Source organism: Anabaena sp. FACHB-595, assembly GCF_048568275.1.
Lineage (GTDB): Bacteria > Cyanobacteriota > Cyanobacteriia > Cyanobacteriales > Nostocaceae > Trichormus.
In genome coordinates, this window is sequence record NZ_CP183473.1 from 2,744,792 (window position 1) to 2,770,463 (window position 25,672).

Here is a 25,672-nt window from a genome sequence, read left to right on the forward strand (position 1 = left end):
CATGCTTTGTTCATGGTTGATTAGTTTTATCTTTCATTGATTGTATAGTTGTAGGTAATCCTAGCAATAGAGATGCCAAATCAATATCTTTGGCGTTCTGCAAAATTTGTGGTGAGGCAAGAGGAAAGTCTTGCTGATAAAGTCGTAAATGATTAATTAGTTGATTAACACCAGTCTCTATTTCCTGAAAATCGATATAATCTAAGTTGGTTGAATGGTTGATTTCCTGCTGTTTTTCCAAAACCAATTGATTATTTACATATATTTCCTTACTTTGAACTTCTGGTAATTGATCAGATGACACTAAAGAACTTTTATTTTTTATCTCTTGCACATACTCTAAAGCACGGTTCATAGTGCTTTCTAATTCTTGAAAATCTATAGGCTTAGTAATAAAATCAAAAGCACCTTGATTCATGGCTCGTCTAATGTTTTTGAGATCCTCGTAAGCAGATACAATGACAGCTTTAATATCTAAATTCAGATCCCGTATTTTACTAAGTAAAGTTAGCCCATCTATCTCCGGCATATTAATATCAGTTACTAATAAATCTATTTGCGGATTTGCTTGTAATTTTTCCAAGGCATCTCTACCATTATGAGCAAAGATAAATTCATATTCTCCTTGACGTATCTTATGCCGAAAATAATGAGTTACTAAACGTTTTATTAATGGTTCGTCGTCAACAAATAATATATACTCAGTCATATTTGCAACCCTGATATTCAGGAAAGGATAAATTAATTGGTATTGTAAGAACGAATTCCGTATATTCTCCAACTTCAGTGTTAATCTTAATATCTCCCTGGTGTTGTCCGACAACAATATCGTGAATCAAAGATAATCCTAAACCTGTTCCTTCACCAGGTGGTTTAGTAGTAAAAAATGGATTGAAAATTTTATCAATCACCTCTGGTGCTATACCTTGGCCATTATCTCGGATAATAATTAGCAATGATTCGCCCTGATTTTGGGTTTTCACAAAAAGTTTTGGAATGAATTTATCACCAACCTCCTGCTTTTTTTTGTAAGCTGCGTAGCAAGCATTGTCAACAATATTAATCAAAGCTCGACTTATATCTTGAAATATTATTGCTACTTCTGGTAAAGAGGAATCATAATCGGTGTCAATAGTAATATTAAAACCGTTAAGTTTATTAGATAGACTATGATAAGCCAGTTGTACTGCTGTTTCAAGCAGTGAATTTATATCAGTAAATTGTGGTTGATTATTACTATCGGAACGTGCCAACAATAACATATTTTGAATAATATTGTCTGCTCTCAACCCTTGTTGCTCGATTTCTACTGAATTGTCTACTATATCAGTAATAGTTCCTTTAATATACTCAATTAATTCGGAGTTTAAAGTTTCAGACTGATTCTCAATTTCTGCTAATATTTCCTTACCTAATTCCGCAGAAATAGCTGCAAAATTATTGACAAAATTAAGCGGATTCCTAATTTCGTGGGCAACTCCAGCAGTCAGCAACCCTAGTGAAGCTAGTTTTTCTTGAGCAATAATTTTATTTTGAGCGGCTTTTAATTGACTGGTTCTTTCCTCAACTTTAATTTCTAGATTTCGGGAATAGTATTCTAACTGTTCATATAGTAAAGCATTCTCTAAAGAAATGGCAGCTTGCGAACATAATAGTTGCAAAATTTCTAGGCGATCGCTTGTAAAAAAATCTATAGTTAGGTTATTCTCTAAATAGAGAATGCCTATCAATTTTCCTTGATTAATAATTGCTGTTGCTAAAACTGATTTTGGTTTGTGAGATTGAATATATAGATCATTTCCAAAATTAGGCTCATCAATAGCATCACTTAACACTACATCCTCATAAGTCCGGGCTACATAATTAATTACTGATAAAGGTAAACTATCTTCAGATAAAGGTGTCGAGGAGTGTATGCAAACACTTCCTTCTATATTTATTGAGACTTCTATTTTTAGTTGTTCGTTGCGATTAAGAATTAAGCAACCATTAGATGCGCCAGCATTTTCAATTGTAATGCTCATCAATTTCTTCAACAATTCACTCAGAACTATTTCTCCTGATATTGCTTGTGAAGCTTTGACGACCGTAGCTATATCTAAAAATTCGCCCCGACGGTTATGAGTCGTAATAACATCATGATTAGTTGATAAACTGTTTTTAACACCACCCATTACTGGCGTTTTCCCTAGTAGTTGTGGATATTTTGCCAATATATCTTCTAGTTTGCGTTCTGCACCCCATAATTGATAACTATAATGAGCATCAATCATGTAAATTTTGGCAATATTTTCTCTCCCCTGACTTAACCAAAATTTAGCAGCTAGTTCATTAGCTAAGGCTACATTCTGGGTAAATTCATATTCTTGTGCTGATTTAATTGCTTGGTCATACAAGTTCATCGCCTCTAAATATTGGCCAGAAATCCGTGCTATTTCCGCCTCTACTAACAAATATTTATGCAGGAAGTTTTCTGGGCTATTATCTGCCCAAAGTTTCATCAATTTTTGATTATTTAGCAATTTTTGCCAAAACTCTGCTTGTTCCTCTGGAGTCACTTTGAGATATGTTGATGCTAGAATTAGTGACTGATAAAAATTTTGGTCAGCAACAGGAATTAGACCCTTTAAATATTCTAAATATTTTTCTGCTTCTAACGAACATTTAAGTGCTGCTAAATCTTCGTCATACAGGTAGAGAATTTGCGATTTAAATGTTAAATAACAAAATAAAGGCGCAAAACTATGACGATTTTCACAGCCTGTTAAATATTCATCTTCGCTAATTTCACTAATACCAAAATCTAATTTATCTGATGTTCTAGATGTGATATTGAATAAACCAAGCCGTGCCGCCAGCATGGTATCTTTTGCCCATTGATTCTGATTTCTTTGGACAAATTCTAACCCGTTATCTAATTCAGCTAATACATCTTCTAAGACGACTCCTTCAAATAAGGTATTAAATAACTGGAAAGCCAAAATATATCCAGCAAATTGTAAATCTCCCGATTCTAGCCCTGCATGATATCCTTCTTGGTTGATTGCACGCGTAAATTTAATATGTTTAACCCAGTTAGTTTGAAAATTCGCCAGTACAAAACAAGCTTTACATTTCTGAGCTAAATTATTAAATTTTTCACTAACTTTTAGCGCTAACTTGCCAAATTCATAACCAGTTTGATAGTCTCCCCAAATAGCACCTAGCAGCATCCCATAATTGGTATAGCCCTTAACTGATTCACCTAAATTCCCATATTTAAGTGATAAGTTCAATGATTCTAAAACAATTATTTTGTAAAGTTTTTGATCAGCAAGATAACTGGCTGGATCAATATTCATTAATAAATGTAATGCTACTATTTTTTCAGGAATAACCATCTCTGGTTTATTGATAAATTCAGCAATGTCTTGATTAGCTATGAGTTGATTCGCCTCGTTGATCAATACTTCTAAGTTAGCTTCAAAGTCAGATTCTGGTAAATAAATACCCAAGAGAGCTAAACCTTTACGACCTGATGCAATAGCTTGATTCAGATTGCCTAATAAAGTGTACTGTACAATTAGTAAATTATAAATTTTCGCTTTTTCTAGATTCGTTTTTGCTTGCTCAAGTAAGATAGAAATTAAAGATTGAGATTGGGGAAAATTCCCTAGTAAATACTCTACCTCTGACCTTTCCCAGTGCAAATTCAAAGCTAAATTATAATGTTCACACCAGATATCCCCAGGTAAAATATTGATACCTGAAATCAAATATTGTAAAGCTGCACTGTAGGCGTTAGCTTCTTTAGCTTTTTTAGCTGCTGCCAAATTTAACTGAGATAATTCAACTCTTTGAATATCATTAATGAGTAGTTCCCAACTTATATTGAGATGATCTACTACTTCAAATATCCTATTTGCTAGTTCTGTCTCCGAAATATTCTGCAACAGTAGTTGCCCGATTTGCAGATGAATATTACGTTTTTTATCTTGATCGATTAAGGCGTAAGCTGCTTGTTGTACTCTGTCATGAAGAAATTTATAGTTAATTATTAATAGTGGTGATTTAACTAAATCTGCTTCTGTAATTTCTAAATCAGAAGTAGGTACAATTAGGCCTTCTTGAGTAGCAGGAAGCAAGTCTCTAAAAGTGCTAAAAGTCGATTTTTCCGAAATAATTGCTAGTGTACTTAAATCAAAACTATTACCTACACAAGCAGATAAACGTAAAATTTGCTGAGTATTAACTGGCAGTTTTTTTAACTTATTGATCATCAAATCAACAACATTGTCTGTAATGCCCAGTTCTTCAATTTGGACAATATTCCAATGCCAGCTAAGACTTGAAAAATCAAATATTAATAAGTCCTCTTGATATAACGTTTTCAAAAATTGGTTAACGAAAAATGGATTACCGCCAGTTTTAGACAGTACCAGTTCTGCCAATGGTTGAGCAGAGATAAAATCACTGTATATACTTTCAGAGATTAATTGATTAACAGTTTCTAAATTTAGGGGTAATAAATTAATTTCCTTAATTGTCAAACCTGATTTTTTTAATCCTTCAATAGTGATAATAGTAGGGTGATTGATGTGAACCTCATTATCTCGATATGCGCCAATTAGAAACAAATATCCTAACTTTTTATCTCTCATAATTAAATCAATTAATTTGAGAGTAGCAGAATCCGCCCATTGCAAATCGTCTAAAAATATAGCTAAAGGGTGTTCTTTTTGACAAAATACATGAATAAAATTGTGAAAGACCAAGTTAAACCGATTCTGTGATTCAGCCGGGCCTAATTCTTGAACTGCTGGTTGCTTACCAATAATTAATTCCAATTCAGGAATCACATCAATTATTACCTGAGCATTGATTCCTAAAACCGTTAATAGTTTATTTTTCCATTCTTGGAGTTGGGTTTCATTTTCTGTTAAAAGTTGGCGAATGAGTGATTGAAATGCTTTAACTACTGCACTATAAGGGATATTTTTTTGAAATTGGTCAAATTTACCCGCAATGAAATATCCCCGGCGCTCAGTAATGGGTTTATAAATTTCCTGGACTAATGTTGATTTACCAATACCAGAATAACCAGCAACCAGCATCATTTCTGTTGTTCCTTGACTAACTCTGGTAAATGCTGTTAGTAAGTTATTAATTTCTCCTTCTCTTCCATATAGTTTTTGGGGAATTTGAAATTTATCCGAAATATCTTGACTTCCAAGAGAAAATGATGTGTTTTTACCTTCTTGGTATTGTGTTAAACAAAATTCTAAATCTGCTTTAATACCCAACGCACTTTGATATCTCTCCTCAGCAGTTTTTGCCATCAATTTCATGACAATATCCGAGAGAGTTTTGGGTATATTTGAGTGGATTTCATGGGGAGGAATGGGTTGTTTAGCTAGGTGACAATAGACTAGCTCTAAGGAATCAGTGGTATCAAAAGGTAATTGTTTAGTTAATAATTCATAAAAAGTCACACCTAAAGAATAAAAATCCGTCCGATAATCAAGGGCGCGGTTCATTCTTCCTGTTTGTTCAGGTGAAATATAGGCTAGAGTACCTTCTAAAACATTGGGGTGCTTGAGAGTGGTATTTTCACGCGTAAAGACTGTAGCAATACCAAAGTCAATGATTTTAACTTCGCCTGTTTTGGGATTAAAAACTATATTTGATGGATTAATATCTTTGTGAATAACATTAGCAGCGTGAATTTGCGCTAGAGTATCAGTAATTTTGATAGCGATCGCCAAAAATTTCTCTATAGAATTAATATTATGGAAATCTCTTAAATCTGTACCACCAAAGTCTTCTAAGATTATGACTAATGTTCTATAATATGGTTCTAAACTATAAGCTTTAATCACACCATCAAAATCTAGATTACGAGTAATTTCGTATTCTTGCTTATATCTAGTTAATTCTATAGGTGTAGGATATTCCTGCTTGAGGACTTTGATTATAACGCTTTGGTTGTCCTCCTGCCTGATACTTCTATATACTTCAGAGTTAGCGCTGTCATATATTTTTTCTACTATTTGATAACCTGTGAGCTTTACCATATATATTGCAGTATCTACATAAATAATTTATTGCATAGTTATTGTTCCCAAAATAGATGGGACTTCATAACAAGAGGTTTACAAATATAAATTTATTTATAAACCATAGATTTAGTACTGTTTGACCGCACTTTCTACAGGATGCTAAGTGAACAGGTTTTAGTTGCTATTAGATTCAGTAATAGGGTATCTCATTGTATTTGGGAACTTTTGAGTAATATAACTCTTGACTGAAAGCGGATTTAATACTGTGTAACTGTTTGCATAAAAGCTGCTTGATCAGGAAATACTTCAAAAACTTTTGATGTATCGCTCAGTTCAAGAATCATCTTAATTTGTTCGTTGATTGAACAGAGTGCCAACCTAGCTTTTTTCTGTCGGACTGTTTTTAAAGTCAATAGTAGAGTGCCAAATCCAGAGCTATCCATAAAAGTAACAAATTGAAAATCAATCAAAATAGTTGTGACATCTGATGTAATAGTTTTGCTGATTTCTTCATGAATTTGTCTGCCTTTTTTACCATCAAAAAAACCACTAGGTTGAATAATCTTGGTGTTTACATTGGAATACATATGTCTCCCGATAAATAGAATTTGTACAGATAAGTAACATGAAATCCCAAGTTGATGAATTTAGTGATACAGTTACTTAATCAGTATGGTGAATCAGCAACTCCATATAAATAATACTCACGCAGTTTAATTCTTCAGTCTCTTGCATTTGGTAGTTCAACTTTAGGTACTAGATTTTTCTTGAGAAATAAGCAGTTTCTACCTGCTAATTCACGATTATAACTAACTGTCCAAGCATAGTCTCTCCTAAGTTTGAGGAAAAATATACAACCCCAATGAGCTTCATGATCTAAAGGATTAAATGCCTGATCGTTAGTTTTCTCACTAAGCTTTTCTAACGCTGCTTCAAAATTAAAAATATCGCCTTGATCCCAAATACAAATCTGGAAATATTGGGGATCAAGTGTCACCGCTAACTCAACAGGAGTTTGTGGATTTAAGTGTTTATGAGCATGACGGACTGCATTTGTAAAGCCCTCAATTAATGCAGTTTGACCTTCTATCCAGATTTGATATGGTAGCTGTTTACAGTTGAATTTTTCAAACCATTCTACAACTGTTGCGACTGCGTCCCAGTCGCTGGCAACTTGTAGAGTAGAATGGTGGGTTTGTGAATCTGTGTGCGGTGACATTTAGACTGCCCCTGAATCCTTTTTAAAAACAACTATGATTGTTTTTAAAATTAATTTGAGATCGTAAACTAAACTCCAATTATTTTGATAACGCAAATCTAACTGAATGACATCCTCAAAATTACGAATCTTTGAACGGCCATTGACTTGCCACTCACCACTAAGTCCAGGCTTGACATCCAGTCTTTGCCAATTTGCTACTTCATAATGTTCTAATTCATTGGGAGTTGGTGGACGAGTCCCGACCAAACTCATATCTCCTGTGAGAATATTCCAAAATTGGGGAAATTCATCTAAGCTAGTTTTACGTAAGAAGCGACCAACACGGGTAATTCGTGGGTCTTTGTCATTTTTAAAGAAAGCACCAGAAGCTTGATTAGGAATAGTATCTTTGAGTGCTTCTGCATTTGTCACCATCGAGCGGAACTTCCAGATGCGAAACCGTCGTCCCATCCAACCGCAACGAGTTTGGCTAAATAATACAGGACCAGGACTATCGAGTTTAATAGCGATCGCTATCGGCACAAACAGCACGGCGGTAACACTCAAGCCGATGACAGCCCCCACAATGTCGATCGCACGTTTCATAGGCGATCGCACCGATGGATGGGTTAAGGGTGGACGCTGCTCAATTTTGCGTGTTGCTGTCGGGACAATTGCATCTGTATTGGCTTCGATGTTCAATATCTGCTCCAAACCGACAAGAGAAAAAGCCAATTTAACTTGAGGATGAATACTCCAAAAGATTAATTCAATCTTTTTTGCTTGTGCTGATTTATGATTACTAATTAATGACCCCACACCACTACTATCAATAATTGTGGTTTGACCAAAATCTAAGATAATCTTAGTCAAGCTAGAGTCTTCTATCCAACTTTGAAAATACTCGCGGAAAGATATAGCTTCAATTACCGTTAATCTTGGCGGTAACTGCACTAATAAAGTGCCATGAATCCGAGTTATAACTAGAGAAATTGGGGTTTTGGTATGAGGGCTAATCATTTGGATATACCTACTGATAATTCTTTGAGGGGTTGAGCAAAACGGCGTTCTAGACTTCGACAAAGAGCGATCGCCGAAGCATGGGAAACATCGGCAACTGAGACTTGTCTGGGAGCTTGAATAAATCGCACTAAATCACCAGGCGACCAAGCAACAGGAACATTAATCTGTGATAAAGCTAAACCAAGTTCTACTTGATGATCATCAACGTGTTCCTGATATTGCTGAGAGCGAGAAACCAAAATATAAGGCTTATCCAGAGAATCCAACAGTAGTAAAGTTCCTTCACCACAATGAGCAATCACAATTCGCGCTTGATGAATTAACTCCTGAAATTTCTCTTCTTTGAGGAAACGGTAAACCCTAGCCCCAGCAGGCAAAATTGTCGAGTTACCATACTGTACGATAATTTCTTCTTGAATTAATTCCGTCTGTAGTAATACCTCAATCCAAGACATGAGGCGATTAAAAGGATATTGTTCCGTACCAACTGTGACCAAAATCATAAACTTTCTTGAGGAACGATTAATTCGGCTTGAGGATAAAGGGTTTGCAGTTGCGGCCACTGCACATATAAAACGCTGAGAAAAGGTAAAACTAACCTAGCGGATAAACTCAAAGTAGTAATCCGCGTCACAGATTCGACAAACACTGTCTGACTACCAAATAATTTGCCAAGAATGAGAAAAGGGACAGCGACACCAGCACCAGTAGACAAGATTAAATCTGGTTTGGTTTTGCTAATTACTTGAAAGGCTAGAAGCAAATTTCTGAACAAATTAGGTAAATTGCGATTGGTGGGACTATAAGCCCAATACACTTTTTCTTCAGTTAAAGCGGCTTGTGTGGTTGCAGTTTTAAAAGTTACCCAGACTCGTTCGTGATTTTCCCAAAAAGGTTGCAATTGCTGGAGTCCTTTAAAATGTCCACCGGAGGAGCAAATTAATAATACTTTCATAGATTCTGTTTTGGTTTTTGGATTTATTTATTTAGGTTGGTAATTGGTGATTTGTACCTATAGCTTTTATCTTTCAGATTGATGGCTTAAGAATTTGTTCTTTTTGAATGCGTTTTTCCTGGCTATTTCCAGTTATTTGCATTACTAATCTCTCTAAGGGTTGGTATGCAAATTGTGGTAGAATCCAGAGTAAATAGGCTGCAACAAAAGAGATGAAGGTGCGATGGGGTTCTTCTATAAGAATTCGCCAATGGAGTTTCACTGCTTGGTGTAGTAGATTAACTGCCATTGCAGGCGATCGCCCTCTTGTCGCCCGACGAGCTAAATATCGTAGTTGATAGGCTTTAGCTCTATTGCCCCATCGCTCGATAAACTCAGGGTTATAGGCTTGGGTTTTGACTAAAATCCGTTCCCAAGATTCATATTGTTTGAGAACATTGGCTGATAAACCTCCCATGTTGACACGGTAGAGGGTGAGGGCTTCGGGTATCCCCTCTATTTTCCAGGTAGTTTGGAGAGCAATTCGCAGCCAGCATTCAATGTCTTCCGATTGACGAAAACTGTCATCAAAGTAAAAGTCTTCTACTTCCCCGTAAAGGTTCTCTTGAAACTTGATAGTGTCCAAAACAGCCCGACGAATCACCACTGAGGAGCCGTTACTGATGGGATTGCGACAGAACAAATATTCTGGTGTAATGTCCGTTAACTTGGGCATTTGATAAATACCCAGAGGCTTACCTTGGTCATCAATCAGACTAGAACGAGAAAAACTCACCCCAACTTCTGGCGATCGCTCAAAATGCTCTAAATGTTTGGCTAATTTCTCCGGTAGCCAAAGATCATCACTATCAACAAAGGCTAAATATTCCCCTCGCGCCTGACGAATACCTGTATTTCTCGCCCCAGCCAAGCCGCGATTCTGTTGATGAATAATCCTGATGCGCTCATCCTGGAATTGCTTGCAGATATCAATACTCTTATCTGTAGAACCATCATCAACAATGATAATTTCCAAGTCTCGATATGTTTGCGCCAGCACAGACCGCAATGTCTCAGCCACCGAACTTTCAGAATTGTAAACGGGAATAATTACAGACAAATTCATAATTCGTAATAACCTCTGCAAAGGCTTGCATCTACGTAATGCGTATTATTCAGTTTGGAAAATCTTTCCCCCTTGCTCCCCTTCCCTAAGGGATACTGCCGCGAAAGGGTTCTGCCTTAGCGGTACTGCCTCTGTGTGTATTAAGTCCAAAAACCCTCTCCATCACCAACGCCCCAAACACAGCCAGCAAAGTGAAAAAAGTACGCTGTGGTTGGTGAAACAATAACCGCCAATCGGAAATTAAAGCACGGGTAATAAAATCCACCCCTACCCGTGCTGGTAACTTCAAACGAAAAGCCCGCCGAGCTAAATAACGTAGATGCACAGCCTGAGCTAAAGCAAAATGATTATGTACCAATTGAGGTGCATAAATTCTCGCCCTGTTGACAAGTTGCTTCCAACCAGCTTCCATATAGTACAAGTTAGAAGAAAGCCCACTAGAACTTGTGCGATAGCGCGTCAACACTTGGTTGATTCCCTGGATTTGCCAATCTGTGGTAGAACTCACCCTGAGTAGCCATTCCAAATCTTCGGAATAGCTCATGTCCAAACAGAAGCCCCCCACTTGGGTAAAAACTTCTTTACGAATCACCCAGTTAGAAGTGGTAGTTGTCGGGTTTTCTGAAAGGAAATATTCTGGTTTTAAGTCGTTTAAACGAGAAGTGGATACTTGTCCAGTTGGTTCACCAGCCTGATCTAATATTTCTACTTGAGCAAAGCTGACTCCTAAGCGAGAATTAGACTGAAAATGTTGCCAGTGCTGACTGAGTTTGTCAGGTAGCCATTGATCATCGGCATCTAGAAAGGCGATGATTTGACCTTGGCTATGAGCGACACCCTGATTACGAGCAGCAGAAACTCCCTGATTGGTCTGATTAATTAGATAGATGCAATCGCTCGTTTTTTGATGTTCTCTGACAACTTCAATTGTGTCATCCGTAGAACCATCATTAATTATCAGTAATTCCCAATCGGTGAAAGTTTGCTTTTCTACAGAGGCGATCGCATCCGGCAAAAATTTAGCAGCATTGTAAGCGGGAATAATCACCGATATCAATATGCTTGCGTGGGTCATCCCTTCACCTCCTGTAAGAATTTAGGTAGGACTTGCCGAGTTGCCCAAATAGTATATAGAGGCTGCAAAATGAGGTGAGTTGCTGTGACTGCGATCGCCGCGCCTAAAATACCCCACTGGGTTCCCAGGGAAATTGCTATAGCCAAACACATAGTAAATACTAGATTCCAGCGCAATTCGATTTGCGGTTGACCAAAGGCGCGGAACATCAAAGACGCAGCATCAGCAAAGGGACGGGATAAAGCCGAACAACAAATCAGAATTAAAATCGGGACGGCTCCTCGTTCCACCCATTTATGACCAAATATTAAAGGAACATAGAAGGGGGCTAAACTAGATTGGAATATGACTAATGGCACAATCATCAAGGCTATTTTGCGTAGGCTCTGCATATAGCGTTGGGTAAATAACGTTGCCTGAGAATTGAGGTCACACAGGTCAGAGAACAACGATACTCTGATAGCATTTATTACACTCAAGCTCAGTCCTAATCCGGCATTAAAAGCAAAATAATATACCCCTAAAGCCTGGACACTGAGAAACCGTCCAATTAAGAGATAATCTATGTTTTCCCGAAAGATGGTAAGTAACTCAATTCCCAGAACACGGGAAGCAAAAGAGGTAATTTTTCCACCTCCAGCGAAAGTCAAAGATTTAGTCATTCGCCAAGGATGATATTTGAATGTGAGAATAATCCAGATGGGTGCGACCAAAAACTTAGGTAAAACGATCGCCCACATTCCCATTCCCGATAAAGCCAAAATTGCCGTCAAAATGTTATCGGTGGATACTTGCACGGAAGTAATTAAGGCCAATATATTCAGGCGATTTTCCCTTCTGATTAATGCCGTTTGCACCATCGCCAGAGGATAGATTAAGTAAGTAATGGCGATGAGACAAATCGGGAGAATGAGTTGGGAATTGTTATAGAATTGGGCGATCGCCAACGATGCTAGACATTGAGCAATAAATAAAACACCAGCAATCAACCAATTCAACCCGTAAGCAGTGCGGCATAACTCTTCTACCTCGGAAGCATCCGCCTGGACTATTTTGTCAGCAATCCCATTGCGGGTAAAAACGCGGATAAATTCGTAAGTCATTAAGACAATGGCTGCAAGCCCATAATCCTCAGCGCTGAGAAACCGCGCCAGAATGACGGTAGTAATGAGCCTAAACACGCGGATAACTAATTCCGCCGCCCCCATCCAGCCAATATTCCGGATAAAGCGGTCTTGAAACAGGCGTTTCTGTAGAGTTTGTATTCGGTTCATTTGAACTCCCTCAAGACCTGTTCCCAAGCATCCACATAATCATCCCAGGCTTTTGCAGCGCTGAATCTGCCTTGCTGTCCCCAGGATTTTCGTTGTTCCGGGGAGGCTTGAATCATTTGCACAATTCCATCCGCCAACATCCGACAATTCTCTGGCTGAAACTGAATCCCACAATTCTTTGCCTGTTCAGTCAGACCATCAACATCACTCACCAAAACAGGTCTAGCAGCCGCGCGAGCCTCTAAACAAACATTACCCCAAGGTTCCCATCGGGAAGGAACCACAACCGCGTCACAACGGCTTAAAAACCCTGGGACATCATCAATTTTTCCCAGAAAGTGAATATGAGGATGATTGTGAGCCAAAGTTTTCAGCGATCGCTCGTCTGGTCCCTGTCCTCCTAAAAGTAACTGTACAGAACCAATAGGTAATAACTGTACCGCCTCAATCAAGCGATCGAATCCTTTTTGATGGGTGAACCGTCCATAAGCTGCCAAGGTAAATAGTTCGTCCGAGTCAGCCTTTTCTGATACTTGCAAAAATGGATCTATATTTCGACTAGAGCGAATCAAGCGCATCTTTTCCGGTGGAACTAATCGCGCAGACTCCAGCCAATGCTGTTGTCCTTCGGAGATGGATACAACCCGATCCATTAGCCGATAGTTCAGGCGTAACATAGCGCGAAATCGCCAAGTAGAGGGGACTTGATGCTGTTCAAACCCTGCACTGTAGTGATGTTCTATCAATATTCGGGCTTTCGCCTTCCAGGTTAATAAATCTGGAATACCCTTCCAAGACGAGGCACGATGTAACACCAATAAATCAGGCTGCCAACTTTTTAAAGTATCTTTTGCTTGGTCTTGAGTCACCAATTGAAACTCTACCCAAGATGACAACCGTGTCTGCGTCAAGCTGGCTAGAGTAGCGCGAATCCCGCCTGTCCACCCCATGCCTTGAGAACCAAGGATATGCAGCACTTTCATGAGGCAAATACCTGTAGTGGTTGTTGACTGGTACTTTGAGACAGAATACGTTCTTGGTAGGCTTGGGCAATGGTTTCGGCGTGGGCTGACCAAGTATACTTTTTCACTTGCTGGAAGCGTATTGATAGGTCTGGTGTGGCTTCTGGGTAATTGAGCAAATCGCTAATGGTGTTAGCCCAAATATCCGGTTTACCCACTGGACAGTAAACTGCTGCATTACCTCCTACTTCCCGCAGCACAGGAATATCACTTACAACAATGATGCTGCCACAGGCTAAGGCTTCAATCAAAGGCATTCCAAAGCCTTCGGCTTCGCTGGTCATTAATACTACTGCTGCCCGCCGATAAAATTCTGCCAAATCTTTCTGTTCTAAGCGTGGGAATAATCGGATACCATCACGAATCCCCAAGCGATCTATTCGTGCCTGCATATCAGGTTCCCATTCTGCGCCGACCCTAACCAACAGTAAATCTGGGTGGTGATGGCGTAGACGGGCGTAGGTTTCTAGTAAAACATCAAGGCGTTTACGTTGGAGATTGACGCTGATATTCAACAAGAAAGGGCGATCGCCTATTTTTTCCTGAATAATGGCAGCCATATTTGCATTGCTCTCGTGAGGAGAAAATTCACGGGCAATTCCTAGAGGAACTTGGACTAGCTTATCGGGGCTGATCAGTTGATAGTGAAGAATTTCCTCTCGCACAGATTGGGTTGTGTAAAATATCACTGCCGCCTTGCAAAAACCATTCAAGGCGTAGCGCTGTATGGTGTTATAGCGGATGGAGCGGGGATATTTATCTGGTTGCAAGATGGAGCGAAACACATCTAAATCGTGGCAAAATACCCCTGTGCGTTCTGGGGGTAATATATTCACCAGTGAGGCATAACTTTGATCACAGATGTGGAAAAGATCAAACTGAGAAATTTGGGATTTGAGATGTCGGGGATAATCCCAAAAACGGTTTAACATTTTGTCCGTTTCCCTAGCAAAGCCCATTTTCCCCAGTCGAGGCAACTGCCGCAATCGATAAGTATAGTCTGGTTGGATACGGGTAGTTTCTAAATCGGGATGCTCTGCACTGAGATGATCATAAAGACGGTCTCCGCAAACTAGCATACTGGGAGAGGCTTCGTCTCGAAAGTTGCTAACTAAAGCTAGACGTGGGTGATTCATATTATTTAGGGGTGTGGGGGGATAGGGGTGTAGGGGTGTGAGGGGATAGGGGTTTGGAGAAATCTTTCTTTCGCTTACACCTTCACACCCCTAAATCCTGGCAACGCCAAGAAGCTTGTTTCTATCTTTTGAAAGCACTCATTAAAGTCTTTCTGCACTTGAGTCCGAATGGCTACATGGTCAAATGTCTGCTCAGAGGTATGGGCGATCGCATCTATATGAGCATCCACATCAAACTGTTCGAGACTGCACCCAGGGATTCCCAGTCTTTCGCTTAAGTCTCGGCCTTTGTTGGAGTAGTAAAGATTAAAAGGAACTCGCCCACTAGCTAGGGCTAAGACGGCTGTGTGATAACGGATGGCGACAATCACAGGAGAAATACTCAACGCACCCATCACTAATTCCCATTTAGCCAGGTTGCTACTCACTGTAAAGGGATTGAATATTTTCAGTTGTGGTACTTGCCCAGAAATTTCCTCTGCTACAGCTAAATCGTTATCTGCACCGTAAGCTTGGGACTGAATCACTAATACAGGTTGATATTGACGTTCCCAGAGTCTACAACACAGATTAACTAATTGACGTTGAAATTGTTGATTATCATGGCTATACATCGAGTCAAAAGCGCGCAGTGAGATTAAGGCTGCCCTCTCTGGCATGATTTCTAGAGTTTGGAATATCTGCTTTGCTTGCGTTTGCGCCTGGGAACTGACAGAAAGGCTAAAAGCAGCATCAAAGGAAAGAATGGCGTTGATTCCCGCTTGTGTTAGACGTTTGTGACTTTCCACATCGCGGACGCAGACAGCAGACAACTTTCGGAGAGAACAAGCTAGAGCCTGAAAACTCAAGCCGTGACATGATCGCGGAATTGATTGTCCAAAGAGGAATGTTTGCTTAGGCGATCGCCTTAACTCCAACAAGTTCCGAATGAAAGTTTTGGTAATCAAGCCTTCACGGGCATTATTGAAAATATCGCCACCTACGCTAATATAGGCATCACAACGCCCCAGATCCGACAGAATCTGCAATCCTGGGATATACTCCGGTGTTGTATCTGAAAATTTGGCTACAACTTCCGCCCCGGATGCTAAGGCAGCTAAAGCGCTATAAATTGCCGCATCACCAATATTTAAAGTCGAATAAGTATTTACTAAACCAACGGTGAGTCCCATGTTTGATTAACAGAGTGATGAATCTCTATTACTCTCTTCTCATGTTATTGGCTATATCAGTATAAAAAAGTCTAGTTATTGATTAATTTTGCAATATAAAATACGTAGTGTAATTACATAAAAGTAATCTTGTATGTAAAATTTTCTCAATGTTATTACTTAGAAAAAAGATTGAGATATAACTACCATAAGTATCTATTCAGTTGATAAATAAAATTATTCTGATTCTAAAATCTTTAAGAGAATAAAGTATATATTGGTACCAAAATATTTACTTATGCTTATTACCGTAATCTACTGTCATAAAATAACTTATTTATTACATAGAAATAGAAAATACTGGGTCTTACCATGTCCAAACCTTTAATTGTCACCACAATTCTTGTCAGCTTGAGTCTATCTACACCGTGTTTAGCTTTGCCTCTATCTCCAGGCGATCGCCTGAAAGTGAGTATTCCCGAAGGACAGGAGTTTAGCGGGATTTTTGAGGTGAATTTAGAAGGAAACCTGGAAATCCCCTATCTACCGCCTTTGCTTGTAGCTGGTTTAGAACCTGGGGAAGTACAGATGAACTTGAAAACGGCTTTGATTGAGCGAGGCTTTTTTCAGCCTTCTTTTTTGCAGGTCAGCGTGAATGTGGTGCAGTGGTCGCCGATTGTGGTGTTTGTCAGTGGGTCAACATTCTTACCGGGAAGGGTAATGATCAATGAACTTTCCCCAGGAGAAAAAACCCAGGCACCTGTACCTGTAACTGGACAATACCCCCCCAATCGTTATTTAGCCGCCGCCATTCGTGATGCTGGTGGAGTTACACCCACAGCCGATATTAAAAATGTGCAGTTAATTCGCAATGGAGAGACGCGCACTATTGATTTATCGGGGATATTAACAGGTGAACCTTTTGAAGATGTGCCACTAATTGCCGGCGATCGCATCATCGTTCCCGATTCAGGCAAAATGAATAATGACCTCGTGCGTCCCTCGCAAATTACGCCTACAGGGGTCAAGGTTTTTCTCTCCAATTTGACTGTACCAGCTACGGGCAACGGTGCTTCTTCTATTAGTCGTGATGCCACCTCATTTCATTACGGCGCTCGTTTTTCCCATGCGGTGGTTGGAGCTAACTGTGCAGGTGGAACACGAGGAACCAATGCTGGCAGAAAGGCTATTTTGGTGACTACAGACCAGTTAACCGGGAAAACTTCTTATTTAGAGCGTCGTGTTGACGATATTTTGATGCGTTCTACTGACGATACCAACAACCCCTTCTTAAAGGCAAATGATAGTGTAGCCTGCTATGACTCAAGAGTTGTGCAATTCCGGGATGTGATCCAAACCATCTTATCTCCCATTCCAATTTTGCGAGATTTATTCAAATGACTAGACAACTTTTGATTGTGCCAATAGTCAAGTTAAAAAATCTGCTGACAGGCCGTTGGCTACGTTATGCGTTTCTCAGTGTCGCCGGGAACGCTCTCATCTGGGGAACTTCAATTCAATATTTAAAAGTTACCAAACCGACCTATACCAGTGAGTTCGCCCTAATCCTTTCTGGTGCTAGTTTTGGTGTTAACGTCAACCTACCAGGAATTGGTCAGGCAACATCTTCTAGTAGCTCTGCTATTGGTAGTTCTACTTATGATGCTAGGGCAAACTATGAATATATTTTTACCAGCGAGGCAGTTTTAAAGAAAGCCGCAGCGATCGCCAAAATACCAGAAGAACAATTTAGTAAACCCCGGATCAAACTGTTAGATAACAGCACAATCATGCAGTTTGAAGTCACAGGCAAAAGTCCTAAGGAAGCACAGAATAAATCCCTAGCTCTATATCAGGCTATGGTGCATCAAATTACTGTTTTACGAACTGGAGAAATCAATCAACGTAAAGACCCTACACAGAAAACCTTACTTTCATCTCAACAAAAACTAGAACGAGCGCAGAAACACCTTTCGGAATACAAATTACGTTCGGGTCTAAGTTTTCCCGATCAAATAGGCAACTTATCATCTAACATTGAGCAGTTGCGACGGCAACGAGCCGAAGCCAAAGCGCAAGAAAACGCTACCAACCAAAAATTACAGCAGCTAGCTAAAAATATAGGATTGTCCCCCCAAGAAGCCGCAGATGCTTTTTTGCTGCGTGTAGACCAAATTTTTCAACAGAATCTCAAAGACTACAGTGAAGCAACCACAACTCTAGAAATTTTAATGACTAAATATGGCCCTAACCATCCCCAGGTGGTAAAGGAAAGAATTAGGCAAGAAGCTGCTTTAGCAGCTCTACTGGAACGTAGTCAAATTCTCTTAGAAAAACCTATGACTACAACTATATTGAACCGTTTAGCCTTAGCGGTGAATGGCTCTGGTCGAGATACTTTATTTCAGAATTTAGTTACCTACCAATCTGATCAAAAAGGACTCCAGTCTCAGGTAAAAACTTTAGATTCAGAAATTCAGCGTTTAGAAAAACGTTTAGAAATTCTCTCTCAGCGCCAATCTAAGTTAGAAAACCTAAAGCGGGATGTGCAGATTGCAGAAGCTATGTTTGCCTCTACCCTGACCAAATTAGATTTGGGACAAGGAGATATTTTTGCAGCCTATCCTTTAGTACAGATGTTGGTGGAACCTAATCTTCCCGATCAACCCACTGCACCCAAAAAAAGCTTTATTTTAGCTGGCTCTGCGGCTGGTTCTATCTTTTCCACCCTTGGCTTGTGCTTGGTGTGGATTCGTAAACCTTGGATAGAAAAGTTATCTAAGTGGTTATCTTGATAATTCGTAATTAGCGCTAGTGTGAACAATTTTGAATAGTTATTAGGGATTTTTGGAAGGGATGAATGTTAAAGCTATTTAAACCAAGCAAAAATGACGATATCCAGCCAGAGAATGTACCAGAGAAAGTTGTTTGGTGGGCGATCGCTAATACCTATTATATTTGGGTCTTCGGTGGACTATATGTTGTTGGCTCCGTTATGGGTTGGGTGCTATTACTATTTTTAATAATTAAAATTTTGGCTCAAACCAAAGACACACCACCGGAGGAAAAAATTACTATTTCCTGGATTATTTGGGTTTGGATTGTGGGAATGTTCTTCATGCAAGTAGCTTTAATTGCGGGACATTTAGATTTCAATTTGCCTACGAGTCTAATAATTAAATCTTCCATTGGTTGGGCTAAAGGTTGGGCGGCATTGGCTCTCTATCCCTTAGCCGGGTGCTTGAAAATCCGGCCGCAAATAATTTATCGGGCTGTTTGCATTGTCGGTTTTCATACCCTCATCATTACCCCTTTTTTACTATTAACACCTTATCTGCATTTACCCCAAATTCTCTACGTTTCGCCACTCAGAGCAGTAGGGGGGCCTGGCAATGAATTTTTTGATGTACCTCTTTACGAAATAGACGGTAGTACAGGAGACTTACGCTGGCGACTATTTACACCTTGGGGGCCTGCATTAGGTTTTGTGGGTAATGTTTACTTTATGCTGGCGCTGCAAGAAAAAGATAAAAAATGGCGCACCTTTGGATTAATCGGCTCAGTCTTGATGTGCTTTGTTTGTAAGTCTCGATTAGCTCAGGTTTGTATAATCATTATTCCCTTGCTAACAAAAGTTCTCTCTGGTTTAAATCGACCACGAATCTTGATTGGGTTGGGATTTTTCAGCTACCTGGGGGGTATTTTCTCCCCATCAATAATTCTCGCTTTTAATAATTTTTGGGAAGGATTCAAAGCTGCACGAGCAGGTTCTACAAGAGTACGTATGGCACTCAAGCGAATTGCGGTACATCGCTGGCAAACAGGAGCCCCTATTTGGGGACATGGGGTAGTTGAAGATGGCCCCCACATTGTGGAATATATGCCCATCGGTTCACATCATACATGGGCTGGTGTATTGTTTGTTAAAGGAGTTGTAGGGTTTATAGCAATTGCTCTACCAATGGGTTTAAGCTTCGTCTATTTATTAATCAAGTCAATGGATAGCAGATGCCCAACTGCAAAAGTAGGCTTGAGTGTGGTGATGATTCTTTTCCTTTATACCTTTGGTGAAAATTTGGAAATACTAGTATATTTATATTGGCCTGGACTATTGGTAATGGGTATCGGTTGTCAAGAATAATCTAAATTCTGGCTGAGTTTGGGAAAAAATCACATTTGATACCAAGCTGTCAAAGCTACAGCCAAGGCATCAGCAGCATCATCTGGCCGAGGAATTTCTGCTAAATCCAACTCTCGTGCTACCGCCTCTTGCACTTCAGATTTATCAGCGTTGCCATATCCCGTTAAAGCTAGCTTAATCTGTGCTGGTGTAAATTCGACATAAGGCAAATGGTGCTGTGCTAAGGCTAACATCACTACACCTCTAGCTTGTGCCACAACAATTGTACTTGACATACGATAGAAGAACAGTTTTTCAATTGCGACTACATCAGGTTGTAATTGATCAATCACGGTGTGCAAATCATCGAACAAAGTACACAAGCGTTGCCCAATCTCTATATCTGCTGAGGTTTTGATGACTCCAAAGTCCAAGACATTGACTTTTGTACTTTGTAGTTGGGTTAAGCCTGGTGTACAAGTAATTGCCCCAAATCCTAAAATTGCCAGTCCTGGGTCTAATCCTAAAATTCGCTTTTCCATTAAATTATCTTTTACCAAGTTATGGTTTGATGGACATACTGGCAGCCTTGATGACTTGCTTTTAGTTTAAGTGGAACTAAAAAAAGGTTTCATAATTTCATACTTGGTGTTAAAACCATTTAGTGTGCATTTTCTGTTAGTTATTCTTTGTACCACGGCTCCGAATCAGGTATGTCAATCGGTTTTCTCAGACAAGCCCTCAACGCATTGCAACAGCAGTCGCGCAGTCGAACTTCCCATCGGGTGAACCAGTGGTTCAAATGGTTGTCCCCTGGATTATCGATAAAACGTTGGTTGCTAATCAGTGTTGGGGGTGTCCTGCTAGCGATTCTAGGGTTAGCTATTTGGGTGAAGCTGACTCCCATTTTTTGGCTGTTGGAGTTAGTCAGGGGTTTCTTGGGAGCTGTCGCTAACATTTTACCCAACTATATCAGTGGCCCTTTGGTGATTTTAGGTGGTTTGTTATTGTTGCTTTGGGGACAAACGCGCACTGTCGGCTCGATTACTCAGGTTTTAAGACCAGGTGCGGAAGAAGAACTTATTGATGTACTGTTAGCCCATCGACGCTTGTACAGAGGGCCGAAAATAGTAGTCATTGGCGGTGGTACGGGACTATCTACTTTGCTGAGAGGGTTAAAAACCTATAGTGCTAATATTACGGCTATTGTCACAGTCGCTGATGATGGTGGCTCTTCTGGGCGGTTACGTCAAGAATTCGGTGTTTTACCACCGGGAGATATTCGTAACTGTTTAGCAGCCTTAGCAGATGAAGAAAAGTTATTAACTGAGTTATTTCAATATCGTTTTCGGGCTGGAGATGGCTTGACTGGTCACAGTTTTGGCAATTTGTTCTTAACCGCGATGAGTGATATCACTGGTGACTTGGAACGGGCGGTGGCTGCTAGTTCTAAAGTCTTAGCTGTGAGAGGACAAGTTTTGCCTGCTACTCTCAGCGATGTTCGCCTTTGGGCAGAATTAGCCGATGGTCGCCGCATTGAGGGCGAGTCTAGCATTCCCAAGGCTGGCGGTAAAATTGTCAAGATTGGTTGCATTCCGGCTAATCCTCCGGCTTTGCCAGCTGCTATTAAGGCCATCAAAGAAGCCGACTATATTATTATTGGCCCCGGTAGCCTCTATACCAGTTTAATTCCTAACTTATTAGTATCAGATATTGCTGATGCGATCGCTCAATCCCAAGCCCCCCGGATTTATGTCTGCAATGTGATGACCCAACCAGGGGAAACTCAAGGATATACTGTTGCTGACCACATTCGCGCCATTGATGCAGCTTGTGGAGAAAGACAGCTGTTTGATGCTGTTCTGGTACATAAAAAATCCCCCTCAGCCCAGTCACTCATCCGTTATGCTCAACAAGATTCCCATCCTGTTTTCTTAGACAGAGAAGCTGTATCTCAACTAGGGAGAAGAATTGTTTTAGCTAACGTTTTGTACGAGGATAAGACAGGATTCGTGCGTCACAATCCCCAAAAGTTAGCTAAAGTCCTATTGAAGTGGTATGGTGGAGCGCATCATGGAAAGTGAAGAGAATCACTAACTGTAGGAGATGGTGTAACTGCCCAGGGTAGATGATTGCACTGATGTACTTTGTCTAGAATCTAAATAATAGTGTGTTTCCGGCCTTTGCTGTCCAGACAAGTAATATGCAATCTCAAACCGATTTAAGAATTAAGTCCAGTCGATATTCCCTTTGATGAAGGTAAAATTTAGTTTTATTTAAGAATTAGATGGTTTATCCTGCTTGACTTTTTTAATTAATTCCATATACACATTAATCTCACTAACTTCTACATCATGCTCAACTCTGGTTACTTTCCATCGCTCTTTTTGTAGATAAACTTCCTCACCGACTCTGGGAGTAAATTGTAAATCATAGAACTTTTTTATAAAATCCTTTTGATTTTCTTCCCATAAAATGACTTTAACTGCTTCTCTACTCATGGATTAGTCCTAATTTTTGACCAGATTGAACTCACTAATCTGATGACATACACATGGAAATTTTATATTACTAATTCAATCGAATAGCGTATTTAAAACCACATTTTCCATATATGACAGGAGGAAGGAGTTAGAGCGCAGTAGGGAAAAGAAAATTATTTGCAACTAACAACTGACTAATGACTATTGACCAAATGACTATTGACCAAATGACTAAAATTTTTCTTGCAGATAAAGAGTCAACACTCAACTTAGGTATTCTCTTAGGAGAAACTTTAACTGCTGGTAGTGTGATTTTACTAGAAGGTGATTTAGGTGCTGGTAAAACTACTTTGGTACAGGGCTTGGGTAAAGGTTTAAGTATTACTGAACCCATTGTCAGTCCTACTTTTACTCTGATTAATGAGTACACAGAAGGACGTATACCCCTTTACCATCTGGATTTATACCGCTTAGAGCCACAAGAAGTATTAAGTTTAAATTTAGAAATTTATTGGGAAGGGATTGAGATAATTCCGGGTATTGTAGCGATTGAGTGGTCGGAACGAATGCCCTACAAGCCAAGTACCTACATTAACGTACTTTTGACTTATGGCGATGAGGGCAGTCGTCAAGCCGAAATTACACCATTCAATTGCACCATCAGCGATTTAATTGCTACCAAGTGAATGACTTTATTTCCGAATTGGGTAAAAACGCTGCTTAGTACTGTAGTAATATTAGGACTATTTGCCACTGAGTAGAAACAGTAAAAAAGTTACCCCAAATTACATTAATTTTATCTTAAATTTACCAGCACATCAACGCCATACCCAATCAATCTCTACATGATAACGACAAAATTTTTACCGATAGTCGAGGCAGAATTTTACACTCGTTCTATCTACCACTACCGCGCTCATCACAGAAATTCACTAACATAATTGCCTTCATAATCTTAAAATCGGTGAATTACTTTTCAACAGAACATTTGGTTACTTTTTCCATCTACTGAGATTAGCTACGATTGCATCTTCTCATCATCAGTCTTGGTGTAGATGGTTGAAAAAATCAAATCTAAGTATCTTCAAGAACTTTATGCAGGTGATATCTAGGAAGTTGGAAGATGTTTTTAATACCTGCTCTTTCGGAAAATTAGATTGATATTAAAAATGACATAAACTTGTCCTCTGGTAGATCATATAGCTGATAAGGCTTACAGCAGACTTTTATTAAATCAGTCAATACTGGTAAAGTCTTTTTATTTTTTGCACCATTGTTATTCTTATTGACCTATTCCTTGGATTATCTCTGTAAAATTTGTTCTAAATTGTGCGAGAACAAATACTGATTTATATTTTCTTGCTAGGTTTCGCTCAGTAATATTAGTATCCTCAGCAATCCCATGCCCAGAAGGATTAAAGAATCAGAGATGTAAGAAATAGGTTTTTAGAAGGTACAAATTAAGCGCAGATAAAATTTTTATATGTATAAAACATTGTTTTCACGAAAATTTGCCCGTTTACTTAACCCTACTTTTCTCTACAGTTATTTGGTAAAAAATCCGGATAGTTAAATGCAAAAAGCTAACGGGGAGAAGTAAAAGGCTTACTACTTTCCGTACTAACTGCCCAGTCTATCCGCATACTTAAGTGTTCCCAAAACAAATTCAGGATCTATACCCGTAAAGTTACTAATTATTAACTTATTAATTAAATTAATCAGACAAAAACTTTATGAAAAAATTTCTTATATTAAAAATCAGTTGACCAAGTTAATGCTATTTCTACCATGCTTCACGAGGCGGACTACGCAAATACTACTGATCACCGAAACAATACTGACCCTGGTAGGGATAGAACTTTTTACGTAAATATGCTAGTTAGCTTGAATAAAAGATGCGATCGCATCTTTCACCTGAGGTCCACAGTCATTTCTGGTATAGAAAGTATAACCTTTATCAATAAACTTAGATGTGGCATCGATTAGATATCTCAAAATGTCGTCCCTCGTGTCATCCATCTCTTCTGTAAGCGGAGTTTGGGTAAATCTGTTAACTCTTTCTCCTGGTTTGAGGACTTGACGAGTGTCTTTGTAAGATTCCACTTTGTGAGGTTGAAATCTTTCATTTAAATCAAACTGAAGACGTAAATATCTTTGAGAATTAAATCCGCCCATAATTTGACGGCAAATTGTACTACTAACTTCAGATGTCGGCTCCATAAATATATCAATCAGATGTTGCGCCCAATCTAGGCCACGCCAATTTTGCACCTGATCAAATAAATATGGTTCACCAGTTTGACCAGTACCAATAGAAAGGATGGCAATATCTTCTAAATTGATCCCATCCAAATTATATTTTTGTTTGATTGCAGAGGAGACAGAAGATTGAGACAACCGCATTACCAAGCTGAGTGCAGCTAGTGCTGGGTTATTGGCCGCAACTCCCCCATCAATGTGAGGGAATACCCAATTTCCATATTTTTCTTTATTTACAGGCTCTAACTTATATGGGGGAAAGAAGGTAGGAGCTGCGGTTGAAGCGGTACAAATTTCCCATAGATGACAATCATCATACCATCTATCGCCTAAATCGGGGTGACAATTAGTAAAAAATGTTGTGTTGCGATAAAGAGTATCGTAAGCGAGAATCAACATTATCGGGCTTTCCACATCCTTAATTCTTGTGTCACCCAAAACATTTTTCAGGACATTAATCAGCCCTTGATGAGAATATTTAGGTAGTGAAAAGGCTTCAATCAATGGTTGTAGGAAACTGGGAATTTTTTTGTAGCGTTCTTTTCTCTCGATAGGAAATATTTGCTTACCTTGTTCCTGATACAGTTGAACTAGCTCACTGCTATTTTTTTTCGCGGCAATTCCAGCCGTTAATATGGAACCCGTGGAAGTGCCGGCAATTAAATCAAAGTATTCGTGTAAGGACTTACCTTGCTGCTGTTGAATCTGTCGCTCCACTTCTTGAAGGATGCGTGCTGTAATAACGCCGCGTATACCGCCGCCATCCAGACTCAATATTTTGAAGGACATTTTGATTCTCCTTGGTAGATTAGGGGCTGGGGATCAGGGAA

At 39.4% G+C, this 25,672-nt stretch carries 22 protein-coding genes; 5 read left to right on the plus strand and 17 right to left on the minus strand.

The window, feature by feature from the left end; all coding sequences use genetic code 11:
* Nucleotides 1-10: 10 nt before the first annotated feature.
* From ACN222_RS11405 to ACN222_RS11465, 13 genes are all read right to left on the minus strand, one after another.
* On the minus strand, nucleotides 11-709 hold the full coding sequence (locus tag ACN222_RS11405; RefSeq protein WP_010996438.1) for a response regulator: 699 nt from the start codon (nucleotides 707-709) through the stop codon (nucleotides 11-13).
* The gene (locus ACN222_RS11410) at nucleotides 702-6,053 is read right to left on the minus strand and encodes a trifunctional serine/threonine-protein kinase/ATP-binding protein/sensor histidine kinase (protein ID WP_010996439.1); all 5,352 of its coding nucleotides are present in this window, start codon (nucleotides 6,051-6,053) and stop codon (nucleotides 702-704) included. The genes ACN222_RS11405 and ACN222_RS11410 overlap by 8 nt, the downstream gene beginning before the upstream one ends.
* 242 nt (nucleotides 6,054-6,295) lie before the next feature.
* Complete coding sequence (locus ACN222_RS11415; protein ID WP_010996440.1) at nucleotides 6,296-6,625, minus strand: STAS domain-containing protein; 330 nt, start codon at nucleotides 6,623-6,625, stop codon at nucleotides 6,296-6,298.
* A gap of 134 nt (nucleotides 6,626-6,759) precedes the next feature.
* Nucleotides 6,760-7,257 carry an ATP-binding protein gene (locus tag ACN222_RS11420; RefSeq protein WP_010996441.1) on the minus strand — a complete coding sequence of 166 codons (498 nt, stop codon included), beginning with the start codon at nucleotides 7,255-7,257 and terminating at the stop codon, nucleotides 6,760-6,762.
* On the minus strand, nucleotides 7,258-8,259 hold the full coding sequence (locus tag ACN222_RS11425) for a sugar transferase (protein WP_010996442.1): 1,002 nt from the start codon (nucleotides 8,257-8,259) through the stop codon (nucleotides 7,258-7,260).
* Complete coding sequence (locus tag ACN222_RS11430) at nucleotides 8,256-8,765, minus strand: glycosyltransferase (protein ID WP_010996443.1); 510 nt, start codon at nucleotides 8,763-8,765, stop codon at nucleotides 8,256-8,258. Before ACN222_RS11430 ends, ACN222_RS11425 begins: the two co-directional genes overlap by 4 nt.
* Entirely contained in the window at nucleotides 8,762-9,217 is a 456-nt protein-coding gene (gene pssD, locus ACN222_RS11435; protein WP_096637141.1) for a PssD/Cps14F family polysaccharide biosynthesis glycosyltransferase, read from the minus strand. The genes ACN222_RS11430 and pssD overlap by 4 nt, the downstream gene beginning before the upstream one ends.
* A 73-nt stretch (nucleotides 9,218-9,290) precedes the next feature.
* Nucleotides 9,291-10,322, minus strand: coding sequence for a glycosyltransferase family 2 protein (locus tag ACN222_RS11440; protein ID WP_010996445.1), 1,032 nt, complete (start codon nucleotides 10,320-10,322; stop codon nucleotides 9,291-9,293).
* 85 nt (nucleotides 10,323-10,407) lie between these two features.
* Nucleotides 10,408-11,397: a glycosyltransferase family 2 protein gene (locus ACN222_RS11445; RefSeq protein WP_010996446.1), complete on the minus strand. Its 990-nt coding sequence runs from the start codon at nucleotides 11,395-11,397 to the stop codon at nucleotides 10,408-10,410.
* On the minus strand, nucleotides 11,394-12,671 hold the full coding sequence (locus ACN222_RS11450; protein ID WP_010996447.1) for a lipopolysaccharide biosynthesis protein: 1,278 nt from the start codon (nucleotides 12,669-12,671) through the stop codon (nucleotides 11,394-11,396). The genes ACN222_RS11445 and ACN222_RS11450 overlap by 4 nt, the downstream gene beginning before the upstream one ends.
* Nucleotides 12,668-13,654 (minus strand): glycosyltransferase family 4 protein, encoded by a 987-nt coding sequence (locus tag ACN222_RS11455; RefSeq protein WP_010996448.1) that lies wholly within the window; start codon nucleotides 13,652-13,654, stop codon nucleotides 12,668-12,670. Before ACN222_RS11455 ends, ACN222_RS11450 begins: the two co-directional genes overlap by 4 nt.
* Nucleotides 13,651-14,829, minus strand: a complete 1,179-nt coding sequence (locus ACN222_RS11460) for a glycosyltransferase (protein WP_010996449.1) — start codon at nucleotides 14,827-14,829, stop codon at nucleotides 13,651-13,653. The genes ACN222_RS11455 and ACN222_RS11460 overlap by 4 nt, the downstream gene beginning before the upstream one ends.
* A gap of 74 nt (nucleotides 14,830-14,903) precedes the next feature.
* A complete protein-coding gene (locus ACN222_RS11465) occupies nucleotides 14,904-16,001 on the minus strand; it encodes a polysaccharide pyruvyl transferase family protein (protein WP_010996450.1) in 1,098 nt (365 codons plus the stop codon).
* Nucleotides 16,002-16,352: 351 nt separating this feature from the next.
* Here ACN222_RS11465 and ACN222_RS11470 point away from each other — a divergent pair, with 351 nt between their 5' ends.
* The 3 genes from ACN222_RS11470 (at nucleotide 16,353) to ACN222_RS11480 (ending at nucleotide 20,121) form a co-directional block, all read left to right on the plus strand.
* Nucleotides 16,353-17,381, plus strand: coding sequence for a polysaccharide biosynthesis/export family protein (locus tag ACN222_RS11470; RefSeq protein ID WP_010996451.1), 1,029 nt, complete (start codon nucleotides 16,353-16,355; stop codon nucleotides 17,379-17,381).
* On the plus strand, nucleotides 17,378-18,775 hold the full coding sequence (locus tag ACN222_RS11475; RefSeq protein WP_010996452.1) for a GumC family protein: 1,398 nt from the start codon (nucleotides 17,378-17,380) through the stop codon (nucleotides 18,773-18,775). Before ACN222_RS11470 ends, ACN222_RS11475 begins: the two co-directional genes overlap by 4 nt.
* 65 nt (nucleotides 18,776-18,840) lie before the next feature.
* Nucleotides 18,841-20,121 carry a capsular polysaccharide biosynthesis protein gene (locus ACN222_RS11480; RefSeq protein ID WP_010996453.1) on the plus strand — a complete coding sequence of 427 codons (1,281 nt, stop codon included), beginning with the start codon at nucleotides 18,841-18,843 and terminating at the stop codon, nucleotides 20,119-20,121.
* A gap of 29 nt (nucleotides 20,122-20,150) precedes the next feature.
* Here the strand turns inward: ACN222_RS11480 and ruvC are convergent, their stop codons facing one another.
* Nucleotides 20,151-20,642, minus strand: a complete 492-nt coding sequence (gene ruvC, locus ACN222_RS11485; protein ID WP_010996454.1) for a crossover junction endodeoxyribonuclease RuvC — start codon at nucleotides 20,640-20,642, stop codon at nucleotides 20,151-20,153.
* A 171-nt stretch (nucleotides 20,643-20,813) separates the two neighbouring features.
* On the opposite strand from ruvC, the gene ACN222_RS11490 reads away from it, so the two are divergent.
* Nucleotides 20,814-22,184: a gluconeogenesis factor YvcK family protein gene (locus ACN222_RS11490; RefSeq protein ID WP_010996455.1), complete on the plus strand. Its 1,371-nt coding sequence runs from the start codon at nucleotides 20,814-20,816 to the stop codon at nucleotides 22,182-22,184.
* A gap of 192 nt (nucleotides 22,185-22,376) precedes the next feature.
* Here ACN222_RS11490 and ACN222_RS11495 read toward each other — a convergent pair whose 3' ends face one another.
* Nucleotides 22,377-22,601 (minus strand): hypothetical protein, encoded by a 225-nt coding sequence (locus ACN222_RS11495; RefSeq protein ID WP_010996456.1) that lies wholly within the window; start codon nucleotides 22,599-22,601, stop codon nucleotides 22,377-22,379.
* 179 nt (nucleotides 22,602-22,780) lie between these two features.
* Here ACN222_RS11495 and tsaE point away from each other — a divergent pair, with 179 nt between their 5' ends.
* Entirely contained in the window at nucleotides 22,781-23,269 is a 489-nt protein-coding gene (gene tsaE, locus ACN222_RS11500) for a tRNA (adenosine(37)-N6)-threonylcarbamoyltransferase complex ATPase subunit type 1 TsaE (protein ID WP_010996457.1), read from the plus strand.
* A 211-nt stretch (nucleotides 23,270-23,480) separates the two neighbouring features.
* Here tsaE and patS read toward each other — a convergent pair whose 3' ends face one another.
* Both patS and ACN222_RS11510 read right to left on the minus strand, forming a co-directional pair.
* Nucleotides 23,481-23,534, minus strand: coding sequence for a heterocyst-inhibiting signaling peptide PatS (gene patS, locus ACN222_RS11505; RefSeq protein WP_395939658.1), 54 nt, complete (start codon nucleotides 23,532-23,534; stop codon nucleotides 23,481-23,483).
* A gap of 924 nt (nucleotides 23,535-24,458) precedes the next feature.
* Nucleotides 24,459-25,631, minus strand: coding sequence for a patatin-like phospholipase family protein (locus tag ACN222_RS11510; protein WP_010996458.1), 1,173 nt, complete (start codon nucleotides 25,629-25,631; stop codon nucleotides 24,459-24,461).
* Nucleotides 25,632-25,672 lie beyond the last annotated feature (41 nt).